We start from the raw sequence: 18885 nt of genomic DNA, 5'->3' as shown, positions 1-18885 counted from the left end.
GCATGCGAAGAGCTGCCCTCGCGTTACTGACCGCACTGCTGCTCGCCGTCGGCTTCCTCCCCACCGGCGCCACGGCCGCGGGCAAGGCCCCCGCCTTCCGCGCGCTGCTCTTCACCAAGGCCGTCGGCTATGTCCACGGCTCCATCCCGGACGGCATCAAGATGGTCGAGGAGGAGGCCGCGGCGAACAACTTCGAGGTCGTCCAGACCGACGACTCGACGGTCTTCGACGACGCGAAGCTCAAGGACTTCGACGTCATCATCATGCTGCAGAACTCCGGCATGGTCTGGGACACCGACGGCCAGCGTGAGGCCCTGCAGAAGTACGTGCGCGGCGGCAAGGGCGTCGTCGCCATCCACAACACCCTCGACATGGGCGTCGAGGAGCAGTTCCCCTGGTGGGACGAGACCATCAACGGCGGCGCCCACATGCCCGCCCACTCACCCGGCGTGCTCCAGGGCACGGCCAAGGTCGCCGACCGCGTGCACCCCTCCACCAAGGGACTTCCCGAGCGCTGGGAGCGCCCCGAGGAGTGGTACAACTTCGACAAGGACCCGCGCGGCGACGTGCACGTCCTCGTCACCGCCGACGAGACCACGTACAACCCGGGCGGCTCCGCGATGGGCGCCGACCACCCCATCTCCTGGTGCCGCAACGCCGAGGGCGGCAAGGTCTGGGCGACCGCCATGGGCCACGACACCGCCTCCTACAGCGAACCCGCCTTCCGCGCCCATGTGCTCGGCGGCATCCAGTGGGCCGCGGGCAACAAGCCCGGCGACTGCGGCGGCACCGTCTGGTCCGGCTACGAGAAGACGGCACTCGACGACAACACCGCCGACCCGATGGAGCTCGACGTCGCCAAGGACGGCAAGGTCTTCTACATCCAGCGCAGCGGCGAGGTGAAGGTCTACGACCCCACCACCCATGCCACCGCGACCGCGGGCAAGCTCGACGTCTACACCGGCGGCGAGGACGGCCTCGTCGGCATGGAGCTCGACCCGTCGTTCAGGACAAACCACTGGATCTATCTTTACTACGCGCCGAAGGACGCCAAGGACGACGTCAACCGGCTCTCCCGCTTCACCGTGAAGCCGGACAACACCCTCGACCCGGCGAGCGAGAAGAAGCTCCTCGACGTACCCGCGTACCGCGACCGCAGCTTCCCCGAGCCCGGACACACCGGCGGCGCCGTCGAGTTCGGCCCGAACCGCACCCTCTACCTCGGCGTCGGCGACGACACCCCGCCCAACCTCGACCCCGACTGGCAGGGCTACGCGCCGATCGACTGGCGCCCCGGCAAGCAGATGCTGGACGCCGCCCGCACGGCCGGCAACACCAACGACCTGCGCGGCAAGATCCTGCGCATCAAGCCCACCGACGCGGGCGGCTACACCATCCCCAAGGGCAACCTCTTCGCGAAGGGCACCGCGAAGACCCGGCCCGAGATCTACGCGATGGGCTTCCGCAATCCGTTCCGCTTCAACGTCGACCCCAAGAACGGCGCCGTCCACGTCTCCGACTACGGCCCCGACCGCGGCGGCCCGACGACCGACCGCGGCCCCGAGGGCCTCGTCGAGTACAACGTCATCAAGAAGCCCGGCAACTACGGCTGGCCCTTCTGCCACGGCAACAACCAGCCGTACGCCCCCTACAACCCGGACACCAAGGAGGTCGGTGCCAAGTTCGACTGCGACAAGCCGGTCAACCCCTCGCCGAACAACACGGGCCTCAAGGACCTGCCGCCCGTGCAGCAGCCGGTGATCTGGTACGGCTACGGCAAGTCCAAGGAGTTCCCGGAGATGGGCGAGGGCGGCTCCGCGCCCATGAGCGGGCCCGTCTACCACTACGACGCGAAGAACCCGTCGAAGACCAAGTTCCCCGCCTACTTCGAGGGCGCGAGCTTCTTCTACGAGTGGGCGCGCGACCAGGTCAAGGAGATCCGCTTCGACCAGGACGGCAAGCTCCTCAAGATCAACGACTTCCTGAAGACCGCGAAGTTCGCCAAGCCGATGGACATGACCTTCGGCCCCGACGGCTCGCTCTACGTCCTCGAATGGGGCAGCCAGTTCGGCGGCGGCAACAACGACTCCGGTCTCTACCGGATCGACTACGCGCAAGGTCAGCGCGTACCGATCGCCGAGGCGAAGGCCTCCGTCACCAACGGCCCCACCCCGCTCGAGGTCTCCTTCTCGAGCGAGGGAAGCAAGGACCCCGACGGCGACCCGCTCACCTACGCCTGGGACTTCGACGGCGACGGCACCTACGACTCCACCGAGGCGAGCCCGAGCCACACCTACACGGCGAAGGGAGACTTCAACGCTCAGCTGAAGGTCACCGACTCCACCGGCAAGTCCGGCTACGCCAACGTCCCCGTCACCGCGGGCAACACCGCGCCCAAGGTGAAGATCGAGTTCCCCGTCGACGGCAAGCTCATCGACTTCGGCGACAAGATCCCGTACAAGGTGACCGTCACCGACCCCGAGGACGGCACGGTCGACTGCTCCAAGGTCACCGTCAACCCGGCCCTCGGCCACGACGACCACGAGCACCCCACCACCGACATACCCGGCTGCGAAGGCACCGTGGACACCGGTGACCTGGGCGGCCACCCCGAGGGCGCCGACCTCACCTACGTACTCAACGCCAAGTACACCGACAAGGGAGGCGACGGCGTCAGCGCCCTGACCGGCTACGGGCGGTCCGTGCTCCAGCCCAGGCACAAGCAGGCCGAGTACTACGACGGCCAGTCCGGCACGCGCGTCGTCGCACAGGAAGGTGCCGAGAACGGCAAGCGCATCGGCGACGTCAGCGACGGCGACTGGGTCGCGTTCGACCCGATGAGCGTCGAGGGCATCGGACAGGTGAGCTACAAACTGTCGTCACCGTACGGAGTCGGCTCCATCGAGCTGCGCGCGGACGCCCCCGACGGCAAGCTCCTGGCCACCACACCCGTCCCGAACACCGGCGACTGGGACACCTACCAGGCCACACCCGCCGTCCCGGTCGACGCGCTGACCGGCACGCACAAGCTGTACCTCGTATTCAAGTCCCCGCAGGACAACTCGTTCGACGTGGACGCGGTGCAGTTCAGCAACCCGTAGCCCTCAGAGGTAGATGCACACGAGAATCCGCGGTGCGCCGCTGTCCTGGCGCACCGCGGATTCTCGTCCCCTCAGCGAGTTCCGACCGCCGCACGCACGGCCCGGCGGGCCAGCTGGCAGTCGTCGTGCAGCCGCCTCAGCAGCAGCCGCTGTTCCTCGCCGGACGGCGCAGCACCGTGCGGGGCCGTGCCCGATGCCGCCGGGGTCGTGTCGTGCATCGAACGCTGCACGGCCGTCTCGTACGTCCGGATCTCCCGCGTCAGTACGAGCATCAGGTTCACCAGGAACGCGTCCCGCGCCGCGGGACCGCCGGACTGCGCGAGCTGGCTGATCTGGCGCCGCGCCACCGGTGCGTCACCGAGCACCGACCACAGGGTCGCCAGGTCGTACCCCGGCAGGTACCAGCCCGCGTGCTCCCAGTCCACGAGCACGGGGCCCGCGGGGGACAGCAGGATGTTCGACAGCAGCGCGTCCCCGTGACAGAACTGGCCCATGCCCTGGCGGCCCGACGAGTGCGCGATGCCGTGCAGCAGCTTCTGCAGATCGCCCATGTCCCGGTCGGTGAGCAGACCGAGGTCGTGGTAGCGGGAGATCCGGTCCGCGTAGTCGAGCGGCGCGTCGAACGTGCCGGCCGGCGGACGCCAGAGGTTGAGCCGGCAGATCGCGCTGAGCGCGGCCCGCACGTCCGCACGGGGCGGTGCCTCGGCCGGGTGCCGCTGCAGGGCGGCGACCCGGCCGGGCATCCGCTCGATCACCAGCGTGCAGTTGTCGGGGTCCGCGGCGATCAGCCGCGGCACCCGGACCGGTGGCCGGTGCCGGACGAACGAGCGGTATGCAGCTATCTCATGGCGGATCCGCTCGGCCCAGACAGGGGAGTGGTCCACTAAACACTTGGCGACGGCGGTGCTGCGCCCTGTGGTGCCGACGAGCAGCACGGACCGTCCACTGCGGCGCAGCACCTGCACCGGATTGAACTCCGGGCAGATCCGGTGCACCGAGGCGATCGCCGTGCGCAGCTGCGCGCCCTGGGGGCCGGACAAGTCGAGTCTCCCGCTGAGCGGTTGGGTGCCGAGCCCCGGGACGCGCCTCGTCCGACCGGAGCCGAGCGCTGCGGTCGCAGGTCGCGCGGGGTCGAGGTAGGGGCCGCCGCCCGCCGGTGGGGCCTCCCCGGCGCGGCCGTTGCCGCGAGCCGGGGACCGGGCGTAGAGCGGCCGGGGCGGGGCGGACACGGAGGACGATGCTGCGTACATGGGCGAACAGATCCCTTCGTGTGCCTGCGAGTTGCCTGCGCCACCCTCCCCGGGAACCGTGGTGCACCCTGGGGAGTGAGCCGCGGCAACCGGGTCGGGGTGGCGCATTCCTACCTGACACCCGGTGCCCACTGGCACACCATCTGGCGCACCCTGGCGAACCCTGGCGAATAGTCGCTCAGCAACTGACAGAGGGTTACTGTCAACTCAGCCGAGAACCTGGGGGCTTGACGTGAACGGACATCCCAACACCCGCCTGAACGACCTGTTCGGCCTCGCCGGCTGGTCCAAGGGGGAGCTCGCGAGGCTGGTCAACCGGCAGGCGGCGGCCATGGGCCACCCACAGCTGGCGACCGACACCTCACGGGTGCGGCGTTGGATCGACATGGGAGAGATCCCGCGCGATCCGGTGCCACGGGTGCTGGCGGCGCTGTTCACCGAGCGACTCGGCCGTGTCGTGACCATCGAGGATCTCGGTCTGGTCCGGCACGGGCGCACGGGGAAACGGCGTGACGCCGGGGCGGTGGAACACCCCGACGGAATGCCGTGGGCGCCCGAGCGGACTGCTGCGGTCCTCACCGAATTCACGGGAATGGACCTCATGCTCAACCGACGCGGCTTGGTGGGCGCGGGTGCCGCGCTCACCGCAGGATCTGTACTCAACGGCGCCATGCACGACTGGCTGCACACCGATCCGGCCCTCGCGGCCGACGCCCCACGTTTCGAAGACCCCCTGCACGCCGACCCCGCTGGGTACGACCGCTACGAGGCCGCCCCCATCGGGTCGCAGGAGATCGAGGAACTGGAGCGCTCCGTCGAGGTGTTCCGGGCCTGGGACGCGGCCCGCGGTGGCGGTCTGCAACGCAAGGCGGTGGTGGGCCAGCTCAACGAAGTGGGCGGCATGCTCAGCTACCGCCACCCCGACCATCTCCATCGGCGTCTGTGGGGCGTCGCCGCCAACCTGGCCGTCCTCGCGGGCTGGATGTCCCACGACGTCGGCCTCGAACCCACGGCCCAGAAGTACTTCGTCATCGCCGCGCACGCGGCTCGGGAGGGCGGCGACCGGCCGCGCGCCGGGGAGGCCCTGTCCAGGGCGGCCCGTCAGATGGTGCACCTCGGCCGGCCCGACGACGCCCTCGACCTCATGAAGCTCGCCAAGTCCGGATCCGGCGACGAGACCCTGCCACGTACCCGCGCCATGCTCTACACCATCGAGGCCTGGGCACAGGCGTCGATGGGCAAGGGCCAGGCCATGCGGCGCACCCTCGGCCAGGCGGAGGACCTCTTCGTCTCCGACAAGGGCGACGTGCCGCCGCCCAGCTGGATGCAGATGTTCGACGAGGCGGATCTGCACGGGATGCAGGCCCTGGCCTACCGCACCCTCGCCGACCACGAGCCGGCCGCGGCGAACACCGCGCAGCGCCACGCCAAGGAAGCCCTCGAACTGCGGGCGAACGGGCGGCAGCGGTCGCAGATCTTCGACTACATCTCGCTCGCGTCAGCCCTGTTCATCGCCGACGACCCGGAGCAGGCCGACCGGTACGCGCGCCTGGCGCTGGTGTCGATGGGGGCCAACTCCTCCCATCGCACCTGGGACCGGCTCCGCGAGATGTACCGGCTCACCGGGCAGTACGCGAGCTACCCGAAGATCGTGGACCTCCGTGAGGAGATCAAGCTCGCGCTGCCGAAGGTCCCCGGAAAGTCCACAGGAGGCAAGCGCGCCCAGGCATGACCCTCTGGGCACGCGGTCCGACGTCAACACATGACTGTCTGCGTCAGGAGCCGATCCTGGCGACCAGCACACAGGCCTCGTCCGCGCGCTCGTACGCGGCGAACTCCTCGAAGACCGTCCGTACGCAGTCCTGTGCGGTGGCGGCCTCGGCGAGTCGTGGCGCGAGATCGAGGAGCCTGTTCGCCGCCGCGGCGCCGCTGCGGTGGGGGACCAGGCCGTCGGTGTGCAGCAGCAGCAGATCGCCGGCGCGGAGCGACTCCTCGGCCTGCCCGTACGTGGCACCGGGTGTCGCTCCGAGCAGCACGCCCTCCGGCGGCGTCAGCGCACGCCCCACCCCGTCGCGGAACAGCAGCGGGGCGGGGTGTCCCGCCTGCGCCCAGGTCAGGGTGCGCGACCGGGGATCGTAACGGCAGCAGACCGCGCTGCCCAGGGACGGCTGCACCGAGGTGTCGGTGAGCTGGTTGAGCCAGCCCATCAGCTCGTCGGGGCGGGTCCCGGTGACGGCCATGCCGCGCAGGGCGCCGAGGAGCATCGCCATGCCGGAGGTAACGGTCACGCCGTGTCCGGTCAGGCCGCCCACGCTCAACAGGGTCTGTCCGTCAGGCAGTTCGAGGGCGTCGTACCAGTCGCCGCCGACGAGCTCGCCCGTGGACGACGGCAGATAGCGGGCCGCGAGGTCGAGGTCGTGCGGCGCCCCCTGGGAGAACCGCAGGGAGCCACGCCACGGCGGCAGTACGGCCTCCTGGAGCTCGACCGCGAGCCGGTGTTCCGTCTGCTCGATGTGCCGCCGGCGCTGGAGCGAGTCATGGGTCTCGCGTACGGTCCGCTGGGTGCGGCGCAGCTCGCTGACGTCGCGCAGGACCGCCCACATCGACGCGGTGGAGCCGTCGGCGTCGAGCACGGGCTCGCCCATCATGTGCACCGTCCGGGCGGTGCCGTCGGCGCGCAGGATGCGGAACTCGCCGTCGATCGGCTTCCCCTCGATGAGGCAGTCCGTCACCATCCTGGTGAGCATGGCCTGGTCATCGGTGTGCACGACGGACGGCAGTTCGTCGAGGGTCAGCGGGGGTGCGCCCGGGTTGCGGCCGAGGATCTGGAACAGCTCCCCGGACCAGCTCGCCTCGTCGGTGAGGAGATTCCATTCGGCGCTGCCCACGCGGCTGAGCAGGGAACCGCTCTGCGGCTCGGCCGGCGCGGAGCCGTGTGCTTCGGGGATCAGGGAGTCCACGGCCGGACGCGGTGGCCCGTCGCGCAGCTGCGCCAAGTGCTTGTCGAGGTCGCTGAGTTGGTGCACGGCCAGCTCGTAGAGGGCGCGCTGCCAGCGTCGCTCGGGGTCACCGTCGTCCGAGACGGCCTCGCGGCGCACGGCGTCGACGTCACCGAGCAGCCGACGCGTCTGCGTGATCAGCGCGTCGACCGAACCGTGCTCCGGCGGCTGGGCGGCGGGGCGGTCCGCGAAGACATGGGGTGACATGGCGTACTCCGATACAAGGCGCGGCACGACCAAGACTGACGGAAGGACCGGTAATGACTGTCGCACAGCCGGACAGACCCCGTAAGGGGTTTGGCAACACCCGGTGCGGTGATGCTTCTGGCATATACCTAAGTCCTCCCGGGCGTGCGGTTCAGACGCGCAGCCACACCGCCGTGTCCCGCGGGAGCCTCCCCTCGTCGTCCAAAAGGCCACTGGCCAGCAGGAGACGTGAATGGGGCGGGAGCGCAGCGGCCGGATCGCCGAAGTTGACGACGCAGACCAGGCCCTCGCCCCGGGCAAGGGCCAGCACGCCAGGTGGACTTGGGAGCCAGCGCATCGGCCCGTCGCCGAAGCCCGGCTCCGTGCGGCGCAGGCGCAGCGCCTCGCGGTAGAGCGAGAGCATCGAGCCAGGATCGGCGTCCTGCCGCGCAGCGGCGTACGTCCCCCAGTCCGCCGGCTGCGGCAACCAGGGCTCCCCGGCCGATCCGAAGCCGTACGAAGAACCGTCCTGCGTCCAGGGCAGGGGCACCCGGCAACCGTCGCGGCCCGGGTCGGTGCCGCCGGAGCGGAAGTGCATCGGGTCCTCGATGCGGCCGGGCGGTACCTCCGCCTCGGGCAGGCCCAGCTCCTCCCCCTGATAGAGGTAGACGGCGCCCGGCAGGGCCAGCGACAGCAGCGCCGCCGCGCGCGCCCTGCGGGTGCCGAGCGCCAGGACCGTGGGTGTGCCGAAGCGCTTCGACGCGAACGCGAACGTCGTGTCCGACCGGCCGTAGCGGGTCACCGTCCGCGTCACGTCGTGGTTGCACAGGACCCAGGTCGCGGGAGCCCCCACCGGCGCATGGTGGGCCAGCGTCATGTCGATGGAGTCACGCAGCTCCGCCGCGTCCCACGGGCGGGACAGGAAGTCGAAGTTGAAGGCCGTGTGCAGCTCGTCGGGGCGCAGATAGCGGGAGAAGCGCTCGGGGTCGGGGACCCACAGCTCACCGATGAGCACGCCGTCGTACTCGTCGGCGACGGCCCGCCAGGAGCGGTAGATCGTGTGGAGCTCGTCCCGGTCGACATAGCCGCTGGTGTCGCCCGCGGCGGCGTCGGCGAGTGCCGGGTCCTTGGCGAGCAGCGCTGCCGAGTCGACGCGTACGCCCGACGCGCCCCGCTGGAACCAGAACCGCAGTACCTCCTCGTGCTCCTGGCGTACGGCGGGGTGCGCCCAGTTGAGGTCGGGCTGCTCGGGCGTGAAGAGATGCAGGTACCACTCCCCGTCGGGGACACGGGTCCAGGTCTCGCCGGCGAACTGGGACGGCCAGTTGTTGGGAGGCAGTTCGCCGTGCGCGCCCCGGCCGGGCCGGAAGTGGAACAGCTCGCGCTCGGGGCTGCCGGGGCCCGCCGCGAGCGCGGCCCTGAACCAGGCGTGCCGGTCGGAGACATGGTTGGGCACGACGTCGACGATGACGCGGATGCCGAGGTCGCGGGCCTCCTCGATGAGCTTCTCCGCCTCGGCGAGCGTGCCGAACGACGGGTCGATCGCCCGGTAGTCGGCCACGTCGTAACCGCCGTCCGCCATCGGGGAGCGGTACCAGGGGGTGAACCAGATCGCGTCGATGCCCAGCCGGGCCAGGTGCGGCAGCCGGGCTCTGACCCCCGCGAGATCGCCCGTGCCGTCGCCGTCGCCGTCGGCGAAGCTGCGTACGTACACCTGGTAGATGGCGGCGGAACGCCACCAGTCGCCGGTGTCTGAGGAATGGGGGGCTGCCACGTAGAGGTCCTTTCGGGCAGGAGGGCGTGCCGGGGCGCGCCGTCACTGAGGCGGCGTACGGGGAGGGGCGGCGGGCGTCAGCCCTTGAGGCCGCCCGCGGTGAGACCGCTCATGATGTTGCGCTGGAACAGCAGGAACAGGATCAGGGTCGGCAGCGACGCGATGGTGAGGGCTGCGATCAGCCAGTTCTCCGGGACGCCGCTCGCCAGCGAGTAGATGCCGACGTTCAGGGTCTGCTTGCCGGGGTCGGGCAGCGTCAGCATCGGCCAGAGGAAGTCCTTCCACACGCCGACGACCGCGAAGATGGAGACGACGCCCAGGATGGGCCGCGAGATGGGCAGCACCACGGACCGCAGGGTCCGCAGCGCGGACGCCCCGTCGATGGACGCGGCGTCCAGCAGCTCCTGCGGGATCGAGTCGAAGAACCGCTTGAGCAGGAAGATGTTGAAGGCGTTGGTGACGGACGGCAGCCAGATCACCCAGGGGCTGTTCAGCAGATTGCGCTCGAAGACCGGCACGTCGAGGACGGTCAGGTACTGCGGCACGACCAGGACCGTCGCCGGGATCATCAGCGTCGCCAGCATCATGCCGAGGATGACGTTGCCGAACAGGGGACGCAGCTTGGACAGCGAGTAGGCCGCGGCGACGTCGAGGACGAGCTGGAAGGCGAGGGCGCCGAACGCGTAGTACAGCGTGTTGCCGAGCAGCTTCGCCAGATCCATCACCCGCCACGCGTCCCCGTAGTTGCCGGGGTGCACGCTGGTGGGTACGAGCGTCGGCGGGGCCTTGACGAACTCCTGCGTGGTCTTGAGGCCGCCGCTGACCATCCAGTACATCGGCCCCAGGAAGACCAGCGTGAAGAGAACCATCACCAGGGCGAAGACGCACCAGTAGACGACCTTGCCGCGCCGCCTGCCGAGCTGGGCCGGCGAGATCAGGGTCCGGGGGCGCATCGTGTCGGTAGCCATGTGAACTCCCCTGCCGGTCAGTCTTCTTGGGTACGGCTGAGGCGTACGTACACCGCGGAGAACCCCGCGAGCAGGACGAGCAGGACCAGGCCGAGGGCCGCCGCGCCGCCGTAGTTGTTGAAGTTGAAGGCGTACTGGTAGATGAGGTAGACGACGGTCATGGTCGACCCCTCGGGGCCCGCGCCGTTGGTGAGCAGGAACGGCTCGGTGAAGACCTGCATCGTGGCGATGATCTGCATGAGGAACATCAGCGACAGGATCAGCCTCGTCTGAGGGATCGTCACATGCCAGATCTTGCACCACAGTCCGGCGCCGTCCAGCTCCGCGGCCTCGTAGAGCTCGCCGGGGATGCCCTGGAGCGCGGCGAGATAGATCAGGGTCGCGCCGCCCATGTTCATCCAGGTCGCCGCGACGACCACGGAGATCATCGCCGTACTCGTGGACTGCAGCCACTGCTGGTCAGGTATCCCGAAGATGCCGAGGATCCGGTTGAACAGTCCGTAGCCGGGGTCGTAGAAGTACTTGAACAGCAGGACCGAGGCGACCGGCGGGAGCATCACCGGCAAGTAGACGAGCATTCTCAAGTAGCCCTGGCCGTGCCGGAATTCATTGAGCAGGACCGCCACGAGGAACGGCACCGCGAAGCCCAGCACGAGTGCCAGCCCCGTGAACAGGAGGGTGTTGCGCCAGGCCTGCCAGAACGCCGGGTCGTTGAAGACGTAGGAGAGGTTGGACCAGCCGGCCCAGGTGGTCCTGCCGTCCTTGTTCTTCTGGAAGGCCAGGAAGAACTCCCTGACCATCGGATACCAGGAGAAGAAGGAGAAGCAGAGCACCGCGCCGATCAGGAAGCCGTGGGCGGAGAGGTTGCGCCGCACCGCTCGCGCCAACGACCCGCGCCTGAACGGGAGTTGGTGCGGCGCACGCGCCGGCGCCGGCGAGCTCTTGGACACGGTGGGGGCCGACATGGTCGCTCCTCGGGATGGAGGTGCCGTGGGCTACTGGTCGGCCAGCACCTGGTTGACCTGCTGCTCCGCGGTGGCGAGCAGCTTGTCCATGTCGGCGTTGCGGTTGGTGAGGACGCCCGACATCACGTTGTCGAGGACCTTGTAGACCTCCTGCGCCTTCGGCGGCTCCGCCTTGCCGGGCACAGTGTTAGCCAGGAACGGCTTGAAGTTGTCGACGGGCATGGTCGCGTTCTCCGTGCGGGACGCGAGGTCCTTGGCCTTGGTGTCACCGGTGAAGAAGTTCGGCTGCGGCAGGCCCACGGGGAGCTTGTCCGCCTTGGTGCGGTCCCACTGGAACTGGCCCTTGCCCGGGGTGAGGTTCTTGAAGTTCAGCCAGGCGACGGCCGCCTTGATCTTGTCGGGCGACGAGCCCTTCTTGATCATGTAGTCGTTGCCGCCGAAGAGCGTGGCCTTGCCGCCGGGGATCGGCCCCATGCCGAAGTTCTCGTAGTCGGCGCCCAGTTGCTGGACCATGTACGTGATGTCGTCGGGCGCGGCGAGGAACATGCCGAGCTTGTCGGAGGCGATCTGCTTCTGGAGGTCGCCCCACTTCAGCAGCTGCGTCTTGCCCATGCTGTCGTCCTTCCAGCGCATGTCGTGCAGCTGCTGGGCGACCTGCTTGCCGGTGGCGTCGTTGAACGCGGCCTTCTTGCCGTCGGCGGAGACGACGTCGGCGCCGAGGCCGTACATCGCCGCGGTGAAGTGCCAGCCGCCGGTGTTCTCCGCGCTGTACTCGCCGTAACCGGAGATGCCGTTGCCGAGGCCGGCGATCTTCTTGGCGGCGGTGCGGACCTCTTCCCAGGTCGTCGGCGGCTTGTTCGGGTCGAGTCCGGCCCGCTCGAAGAGCTTGCGATTGATCAGCAGGCCCATCGTGTAGTTGCTGGTGGGCAGGCCGTAGAGCTTGCCGTCCTTCTTGAGGACGCCGAGGACGTTCCCGTCGATGGAGTCCAGCGCCGGCACGGTCTTGGGCGTCACGTAGGCGGTGATGTCCGCGGCGCCGTTGTTGTCGAGCACCTGCTGGAGATCGGTGAAGTACGTGTAGAAGACGTCCGGTTGGGACTTCGCCTTGAGCTGGGCGGTGAAGCGGGCGGGCTCCTCGCACTGGCCCGGCGTCGACTTCCCGCTGATCGTGACGTTCGGGTACTTCTTGTTGAACTCCTTGACGTCCTCCTTCCACTCCCTGAGCTCGGCCGCCTTCGCCGCCGGCGGCATGCAGTCGATGGTGAGCGTGACCTTGGTCTTCGGATCCAGGGGAGCCGATATGTCGGCCTTCGAGCCGCCGCCCGACCCGCTGTGGTCGTCGCTGCTGCTGGTGCCGCAGGCGGCGAGTGAGGTCAGGGTGAGCACGGCGGCGACCGCGGCCGCGGAGCTTCGGCGGGTAGGGCGGAACCAGGAGCTTCTCATCGGTGGTCCCCTTCGGGCATGAGCATGGAGGGCCCACGGCTGACGACAACCGCAGGAAGGCCTACGGCTACCGCGCAGCCGGGGCGCGGCACACTCAACCACCGCAAACAGGTGCCCGCAAGATGTCGTGCAGACTCCGCAAAAAATTGACTATGCCTCGGTTGTGCCGGACGGGGCCTGTGCCGTGGAGCCGCGTACCACCAGTTCGGGCTCGAACAGCAGCTCACCGGGCGTCACCGAGCCGCCCTGGATCTGGGTGACGAGCAACTCGACGGCGGCCCGGCCCATCGCCTCGATCGGCTGGCGCATGGTGGTGAGGGGCGGCTCCGTGCAATTCATGAACGCCGAATCGTCGTACCCGACCACCGAGATGTCGTCCGGCACGCGCAGACCCTCTCGCCGCGCGGCCCGCACCGCGCCGAGCGCCAGCGGGTCGCTCGCGCAGATGATGCCCGTGATGCCGCGCCGCATGAGGCGCGCCGCCGCCGCTTGGCCGCCCTCCAGCGAGAACATGGCCCGCTCGACCGCGTCGTCGGGCAGCGTTCCGCCGGCTGCCCGCACCACGCCCCGCGCGGCGGCGAGTTTGCGCATCGACGGCACATGGTCGTCCGGACCGAGCACCAACCCGATGCGTTCGTGGCCCAGCAAGGACAGATGCCGCCAGGCCTGCTCGACCGCGACGGCGTCGTCACACGCGACGCAGGGGAAACCGAGGTCCTCGATCGCCGCGTTCACGAGGACGACGGGGACCTTGCGCTCCGAGAGCAGCCGGTAGTGCTCGTGCCGGGCGTCCGCCTGGGCGAACTGGCCGCCCGCGAAGACCACGCCGGACACCTGCTGCTGGAGCAGCAGTTCCACGTAGTCCGCCTCGGAGACGCCGCCGTTGGTCTGGGTGCACAGGACGGGGGTGAGGCCCTGCTGCGCGAGCGCGCCGCCGATCACGTCCGCGAACGCGGGAAAGATCGGGTTCTGCAGCTCCGGCAGGACGAGCCCGACCAGGCGTGCGCGCTCGCCGCGCAGTTGGGTCGGCCGCTCGTAGCCCAGGACGTCCAGGGCCGTGAGCACGGCCTGCCGGGTGGCCTCCGAGACGCCGGGCTTGTTGTTGAGCACCCGGCTGACCGTCGCCTCACTGACGCCGACCTTCTGTGCCACCTGAGCAAGTCTCCGTGTCATGGAACGCAAGATTAGCGCAAGACTTGCAATCTGCTTGCGTAAGTTCGGTGAATGGATGCCCAGGGCGCGGAGACGGGCGCCCCGGGCCCCGGGGTCCATTCGTTCAGGGAGTGGTCGGACCGCTCGCGGGTCCTGACGTCAGCGCACGTCGCCCGTGGCCGGATCGACGACCTTCTCCACGAGGAGCTCAAGGACGCGGCGGTCCTCGTCGGCCGTGGCGCGCGCGGCCGGGCCGCCCGGGTAGGTGTCGAACAGCACGTGCGTGGCGCCGAGTTCGGCCAGCGTGTGCAGATCTGCCCGGACCTGGTCGACGCTGCCGTGGCCGAGCGGGCGGTCCTCGGTGTCGGGCCGCTCCCCAAGCACGATCTGCAGCCGTGGTACGAGTTCCGGTACGGGCCGGCCGGCCTTCTCGGCCTCGGCGGCCACGACCGGCAGCTTCGCGCGCAGGCCCTGAAGGGTCGGCATGAAGGGGTGCCATCCCTCGCCCAGGCGCGCGGCCCTGCGCAGCGCGGCGGGCGAGTCGCCGCCGACCCAGACCGGCAGCTGCGCGGCAGCGGGGGCGGGGGCCGTGCGGATGCCCTCGTACGAGACGTAGCGCCCCACGAAGGTGCACGGGTCCTGCGCCCAGGCGGCGCGGATCGCGGCCAGGTACTCGTCGGTGATGGCGCCGCGCTCCTCGAACGGGACGCCCAGCGCGCGGTACTCGGCGGCCGACCAGCCGACGCCCGCGCCGAGGATGAACCCGGCGTCGTTGAGCTGGTCGATGTTGGCTGCGAGCCGCGCCGTCTGGAGCGGGTGCCGGTACGGGATGACGGTGATGGTCGTGCCGAGCCGAAGCCCCGGGACCCGCCCCGCGAGATGCGCGGCCAGGACGAACTGGTCGTAGAACGGGGCGGGGTACACCTCGTGCACGTCGGGGGTGACGGCTATGTGGTCGGAGATCATCGCGAATGTGAAGCCCAGCGCGCGGGCGTCCGTCGCCTGGCGTTCGAGGGTTCGCGGGGTCGTGTCGGAGCCGAAGTTGAGAAGGTTCACGCCGAATCGCATGATCCTCAGTCTTGATGATCATGGGCGGGCTTGTCGAACCGGGGTTGCCGAAGAGGGGGTGGGGGTGCAGGTGTTTGCGCAGGTGTAGGAGCCCGGCATCAACAGGCCTGCGTCGTCCTCGTGGTTGCCGCCTCCCGCGAAGTAGACCTCGGGTGTCCGGCCCCTACGGTCGTTGCCCGCCTCGGTGCTGGCCCACCAGTTGTTCTCCGCGGCGCCGTCCCGGTATGTCTCCCCCTTCATCTCGGTGACGAACCAGTTGGCCGCGCCGCCCTGTTCCAGGTGACGCGGATGGGGGTGCGCAGAGGGGTGGTCCTTCGCCCGAGGGTGGGCGAGAAGGGCGTTACGGCGGGGTGTCCGGTCGGCGGCGGCAATGACACGGCGTGTCGGGGTGAGGGCGGCGAGCATCCACCTGTCGTGCCCGACTGCAGGGTTGTCATTTCAAACTCGCTCACGCTAGGTTGCTCTGCATGATAGTTGGAAAATCAAACTCGGTCGATGCGGCGGACGCGTCCGCCGGGAGTTCGGGCGCCGCTTCGGCCTCTGGTTCGGGGGCGGGCTCGGGTTCGGGCGGGCCGGCCTCCGGCAGGAGCGGTTCGGCCACCGCGTGGATCGTCTCCGTGGGCGTCTTCGTCGTGAACCTCGACCTGTTCATCGTCAACGTTGCCGTGCCGGCCCTCGCCACCTCCTTCGACGATGCCTCCCTCGCCTCCCTGTCCTGGGTCCTGAATGCCTACGCGATTGTGTTCGCGGCCCTGCTCGTGGCCGCCGGACGCCTCGCCGACCGGTACGGACACCGCCGCGGATTCCTGCTGGGCCTGGCGGTGTTCACCGTCGCCTCGGCGCTGTGCGCCGTCGCCCCCGGCGTCGGCTGGCTCGTCGCGGCGCGTGCCCTCCAGGCCGCGGGCGCCGCCGCCCTCATGCCGACGTCGCTCGCGCTGCTGCTCGTCGCCACCCCGGCGGAGCGCCGCCCGCGCGCCATTCGCAGTTGGGCCGCTATCGGGGGCATCGCCGCCGGCCTCGGCCCCGTGGCGGGCGGGCTGCTCGTCGAGGCCGACTGGCGCTGGGTCTTCCTCGTCAACGTGCCCGTCGGCGCAGCCGGCCTCGTGGCCGGTATCCGGCTGCTGCCCGCCGACCGTCCTGACCGCAGCGGCCCCCTGCCCGACCTGGCGGGCGCCGTCCTCCTCACCCTCGCCATCGGCTCCCTGGCGTTCGGCCTCGTCAAGGCCGAGGCGTGGGGCTGGAGTTCGGGCCGCGTGCTCGGCTCGCTGGCCGCCGCGGCGATCCTCGCGGCGGGGTTCTGGCTGCGGTCGGCCCGGCACCCGGTGCCCATCGTCGAACTCCCGCTCCTGCGCATCCCCGCCTTCGCGTTCGCCACGCTCGCCGCACTCCTCTTCACGGTGGCGTTCGCTGCGATGCTGCTCACCTCGGTCCTGTGGTGCCAACAGGTGTGGGGCTACTCGGCGATCCGTACCGGACTGGCCATCGCGCCGGGTCCGCTGGTCGTCCCCGTGCTCGCCGTCGCGTCAGGACCCGTCGTGCGACGGCTCGGTGCGGGCCGCACGGCGGCGGCCGGCTGCCTCCTCTTCGCGGGCGGTCTGGTGTGGTGGGCCCTCGCCCTGGACGCGGCACCGCACTACGCTGCCGCGTTCCTGCCCGGCATGCTCATCACCGGCGTCGGCGTCGGGTTCGCCCTGCCGACCCTCGTGGGGGCGGCCGCCACGGCGCTGCCGCCCGGCCGGTTCGCCACCGGGTCCGCGGTCACGACGATGGCCCGGCAGACGGGCTCCGTCCTCGGAGTGGCCGTGATGGTCGGCCTCATCGGCGAGCCCCGCACGGCGGAAGCGGCCCTCACGGCGTTCCGCCACGGCTGGCTGACCGCCGCGGTCGTCGGTGCGCTCGCGGTGGCGGCGGCCCTGGCGCTGCCCCGCCCGGCGCCCGCCGCCGCGGCCCCGGGGAAGGCGCCTGCCTGACCCGGTCCGCCAGGTCACTAGAGTGCGGCGGGTAATCACAGTGCCGGTGGAGGGACGCGCATGTCGCGGTATCGCGAGTTCAAGTTCAGGGCCGTGACGTCGTTCCAGCGGCGTATCGGCAACCCTCTCCTCTCCCGGCTCCCCGGCCAGATCCTGCTGGAGACCACCGGCCGCACGTCCGGACTGCCCCGGCGCACCCCGGTCGGCGGTCGCCTGGTCGGCCGTGAGTTCTGGTGGGTGTCCGAGTACGGCGACAAGTCGCAGTACGTACGCAACATCCAGGCCGACCCCAAGATCCGCGTCCGGATCAAGGGACGCTGGCACACGGGCACGGCGCACCTGCTGCCGGACGACGACGCCCGCGCGCGGCTGAAGAACCTGCCGCGGTACAACAGCGCCGCCGTGCGCGCCCTCGGCACGAACCTGCTGACGCTGCGGGCCGACCTCACCGACTGAGGCGGCCCGCTGTGCGGTCATGTGAACTGGCGTGCCCCGACACGAAGTTGATGACCTCAGAGCGGCGGGATCAGGTTGGACGGATTCGGTGACAATCGGTTACCGGGCGCGCTCGACTGGCTACACTTGCGCGGCGCGTCACGTCGGGCAGCACGTCCGGCCGCACCCCGGAAGGTCCCTGCATGACTGCCCGTTCCCAGCCGGTCTCCCCTCTCCCCGAGCGGGTCGGCACGCTGCGCATCAGCGCCCGGCACCTGGCGAACGCCACCGTCGCGCCGGTGGAGAGAAGCCCCGCGGGAGCGGGCGGCGACGTGTACGGAGCCGTTGAATCCCCTTACGGCACACGCCTGTTGATGGGTGACGTCATGGGCAAAGGCCGCGCGCTCGCCCGCACCGCGGACAACGTCTTACGCGCCTGGCGCGATCTCGCCGCCTGTGAGGCGCAGTTGGAGAGCATTGCCGTACGGCTGCACTCGCTGGTCGCGCACTCGGACGAACCCGACCGCTTCGTCACGGCGACCCTGCTCAGCGTCGAATCCGACGGATCCGCCCAACTGGTCTGCTGCGGACACCCGCCGCCCGTCCTGCTGCGCGACGGCGCCGCCGTCCACGCCGCGGTCCCCGCGCCCGCACCGCCGCTCGGCCTGCTCGACCTCCACTCCGGATGGTGCGCCGCCCAACCGGTGCCGGCCACCGCCTGGGAGTGCATGCTGCTCTACACGGACGGGGTGAGCGAGGCCAGGGACGCGCGCGGAGCGTTCTACCCGCTGGCGGAGCGGGCCGCCGGCCTGGGGAACACGGTCCTCGAAGACTTCACCGACGCCCTCGCAGCCGACCTGCTCCGCCACGCGGAGGGCCGGCTCCAGGACGACGCCTCGCTTCTCGCGGTCCGCGCCGCGGCCTGATGCGAGGTGGGCGAGGGGTCAGACGCTCAGGAACCCCGCGCCGTCGGACTCGGCCAGAACCTCGTCCGCCAGGGCCCGCGTCGGCTGCCACAGAGTCGTCACCGGCGACCAGACGCGCAGCCCGCCCGGCTCGGAGAGTGAGGCGGCGGTGAACTTCTGGCCGTGGTGTTCCGGATTCGCCGCCACCACGACGTAGCCGACCGACCGGGCGTCGCTGTCACCGCTCACGGAGAGGGACCGCACGGCGGCGTGGGCCGTCTTCCCGGCGTCGAGCTTGTACGCGGAGCTGCCGGAGAGCGGGAACGGGACGGCGGCCCCGTCCAGATCGCCGTACGTCACCAGCGGCACGCGGGCCACGAGGCAGGCGCGCGAGGAGTGGTTCTTGAGGCTCAGGCGCAGGACGTGGTCCTGGCCCGACGGGGCCGCCTTCACCGTCAGCGCGTTCTCCGCGCAGAGCTTGAGGGCGGCGGCCTGTGCGGCGGCGGGGTGCGTGGGGCGGATGTCGGCCGACGCTGCGCCGGCGGACATGCCGACGACGGAGACGCCGGTGGCGGACGCGAGCAGCGCGGCGGCGGAGGTGGCGGCAAGGACGGTGCGAGTGAGCATCAGTCTGGTCTCCCGGCGAACAGTGGCTTTCGCATTTCACCC

General features: G+C 70.3%; 15 protein-coding genes. 5 read left to right on the top strand and 10 right to left on the bottom strand.

Annotation, left to right across the window (positions count from 1 at the left end):
- The first annotated feature begins 2 nt into the window (after positions 1-2).
- Positions 3-3101: a ThuA domain-containing protein gene (locus ACWFR4_RS24590; RefSeq protein ID WP_453654518.1), complete on the top strand. Its 3099-nt coding sequence runs from the start codon at positions 3-5 to the stop codon at positions 3099-3101.
- A 71-nt stretch (positions 3102-3172) separates the two neighbouring features.
- Here ACWFR4_RS24590 and ACWFR4_RS24585 read toward each other — a convergent pair whose 3' ends face one another.
- Positions 3173-4351: an aminoglycoside phosphotransferase family protein gene (locus ACWFR4_RS24585; RefSeq protein ID WP_453654516.1), complete on the bottom strand. Its 1179-nt coding sequence runs from the start codon at positions 4349-4351 to the stop codon at positions 3173-3175.
- A 232-nt stretch (positions 4352-4583) separates the two neighbouring features.
- Between ACWFR4_RS24585 and ACWFR4_RS24580 the strand changes: the two genes are divergently transcribed.
- A complete protein-coding gene (locus ACWFR4_RS24580) occupies positions 4584-6083 on the top strand; it encodes a DNA-binding protein NsdB (protein WP_453459072.1) in 1500 nt (499 codons plus the stop codon).
- A 43-nt stretch (positions 6084-6126) separates the two neighbouring features.
- On the opposite strand, the gene ACWFR4_RS24575 is transcribed toward ACWFR4_RS24580, so the two are convergent.
- The 8 genes from ACWFR4_RS24575 to ACWFR4_RS24540 all read right to left on the bottom strand — a co-directional run bounded on the left by ACWFR4_RS24575 (position 6127) and on the right by ACWFR4_RS24540 (position 15311).
- Positions 6127-7557: a PP2C family protein-serine/threonine phosphatase gene (locus tag ACWFR4_RS24575; protein ID WP_453459075.1), complete on the bottom strand. Its 1431-nt coding sequence runs from the start codon at positions 7555-7557 to the stop codon at positions 6127-6129.
- Positions 7558-7708: 151 nt separating this feature from the next.
- Positions 7709-9310: a glycoside hydrolase family 13 protein gene (locus tag ACWFR4_RS24570; RefSeq protein ID WP_453654514.1), complete on the bottom strand. Its 1602-nt coding sequence runs from the start codon at positions 9308-9310 to the stop codon at positions 7709-7711.
- Positions 9311-9387: 77 nt separating this feature from the next.
- Entirely contained in the window at positions 9388-10263 is an 876-nt protein-coding gene (locus ACWFR4_RS24565) for a carbohydrate ABC transporter permease (protein WP_266569534.1), read from the bottom strand.
- A 32-nt stretch (positions 10264-10295) separates the two neighbouring features.
- Complete coding sequence (locus ACWFR4_RS24560; RefSeq protein WP_453654512.1) at positions 10296-11243, bottom strand: carbohydrate ABC transporter permease; 948 nt, start codon at positions 11241-11243, stop codon at positions 10296-10298.
- A gap of 30 nt (positions 11244-11273) precedes the next feature.
- The gene (locus ACWFR4_RS24555; RefSeq protein WP_453654510.1) at positions 11274-12686 is read right to left on the bottom strand and encodes an extracellular solute-binding protein; all 1413 of its coding nucleotides are present in this window, start codon (positions 12684-12686) and stop codon (positions 11274-11276) included.
- A 150-nt stretch (positions 12687-12836) separates the two neighbouring features.
- Positions 12837-13859, bottom strand: a complete 1023-nt coding sequence (locus ACWFR4_RS24550; protein WP_453459084.1) for a LacI family DNA-binding transcriptional regulator — start codon at positions 13857-13859, stop codon at positions 12837-12839.
- Positions 13860-13997: 138 nt separating this feature from the next.
- Positions 13998-14906, bottom strand: a complete 909-nt coding sequence (locus ACWFR4_RS24545; RefSeq protein WP_453654508.1) for a TIGR03619 family F420-dependent LLM class oxidoreductase — start codon at positions 14904-14906, stop codon at positions 13998-14000.
- Between the two features lie 18 nt (positions 14907-14924).
- The gene (locus ACWFR4_RS24540; protein ID WP_453459090.1) at positions 14925-15311 is read right to left on the bottom strand and encodes a hypothetical protein; all 387 of its coding nucleotides are present in this window, start codon (positions 15309-15311) and stop codon (positions 14925-14927) included.
- 62 nt (positions 15312-15373) lie between these two features.
- Here ACWFR4_RS24540 and ACWFR4_RS24535 point away from each other — a divergent pair, with 62 nt between their 5' ends.
- The 3 genes from ACWFR4_RS24535 (at position 15374) to ACWFR4_RS24525 (ending at position 18237) form a co-directional block, all read left to right on the top strand.
- Entirely contained in the window at positions 15374-16876 is a 1503-nt protein-coding gene (locus ACWFR4_RS24535) for an MFS transporter (protein ID WP_453654506.1), read from the top strand.
- A 60-nt stretch (positions 16877-16936) separates the two neighbouring features.
- Entirely contained in the window at positions 16937-17332 is a 396-nt protein-coding gene (locus ACWFR4_RS24530; RefSeq protein ID WP_356081806.1) for a nitroreductase/quinone reductase family protein, read from the top strand.
- A 182-nt stretch (positions 17333-17514) separates the two neighbouring features.
- Positions 17515-18237, top strand: coding sequence for a PP2C family protein-serine/threonine phosphatase (locus tag ACWFR4_RS24525; protein ID WP_453459096.1), 723 nt, complete (start codon positions 17515-17517; stop codon positions 18235-18237).
- An 18-nt stretch (positions 18238-18255) separates the two neighbouring features.
- Here the strand turns inward: ACWFR4_RS24525 and ACWFR4_RS24520 are convergent, their stop codons facing one another.
- Entirely contained in the window at positions 18256-18843 is a 588-nt protein-coding gene (locus ACWFR4_RS24520; protein WP_453654504.1) for a DUF4232 domain-containing protein, read from the bottom strand.
- Between the last annotated feature and the right edge of the window lie 42 nt (positions 18844-18885).

Source organism: Streptomyces sp. NPDC055140 (assembly GCF_053607285.1).
Note: the sequence above shows the minus strand (reverse complement) of the source record. Positions and strands in the feature narration are given on the sequence as shown.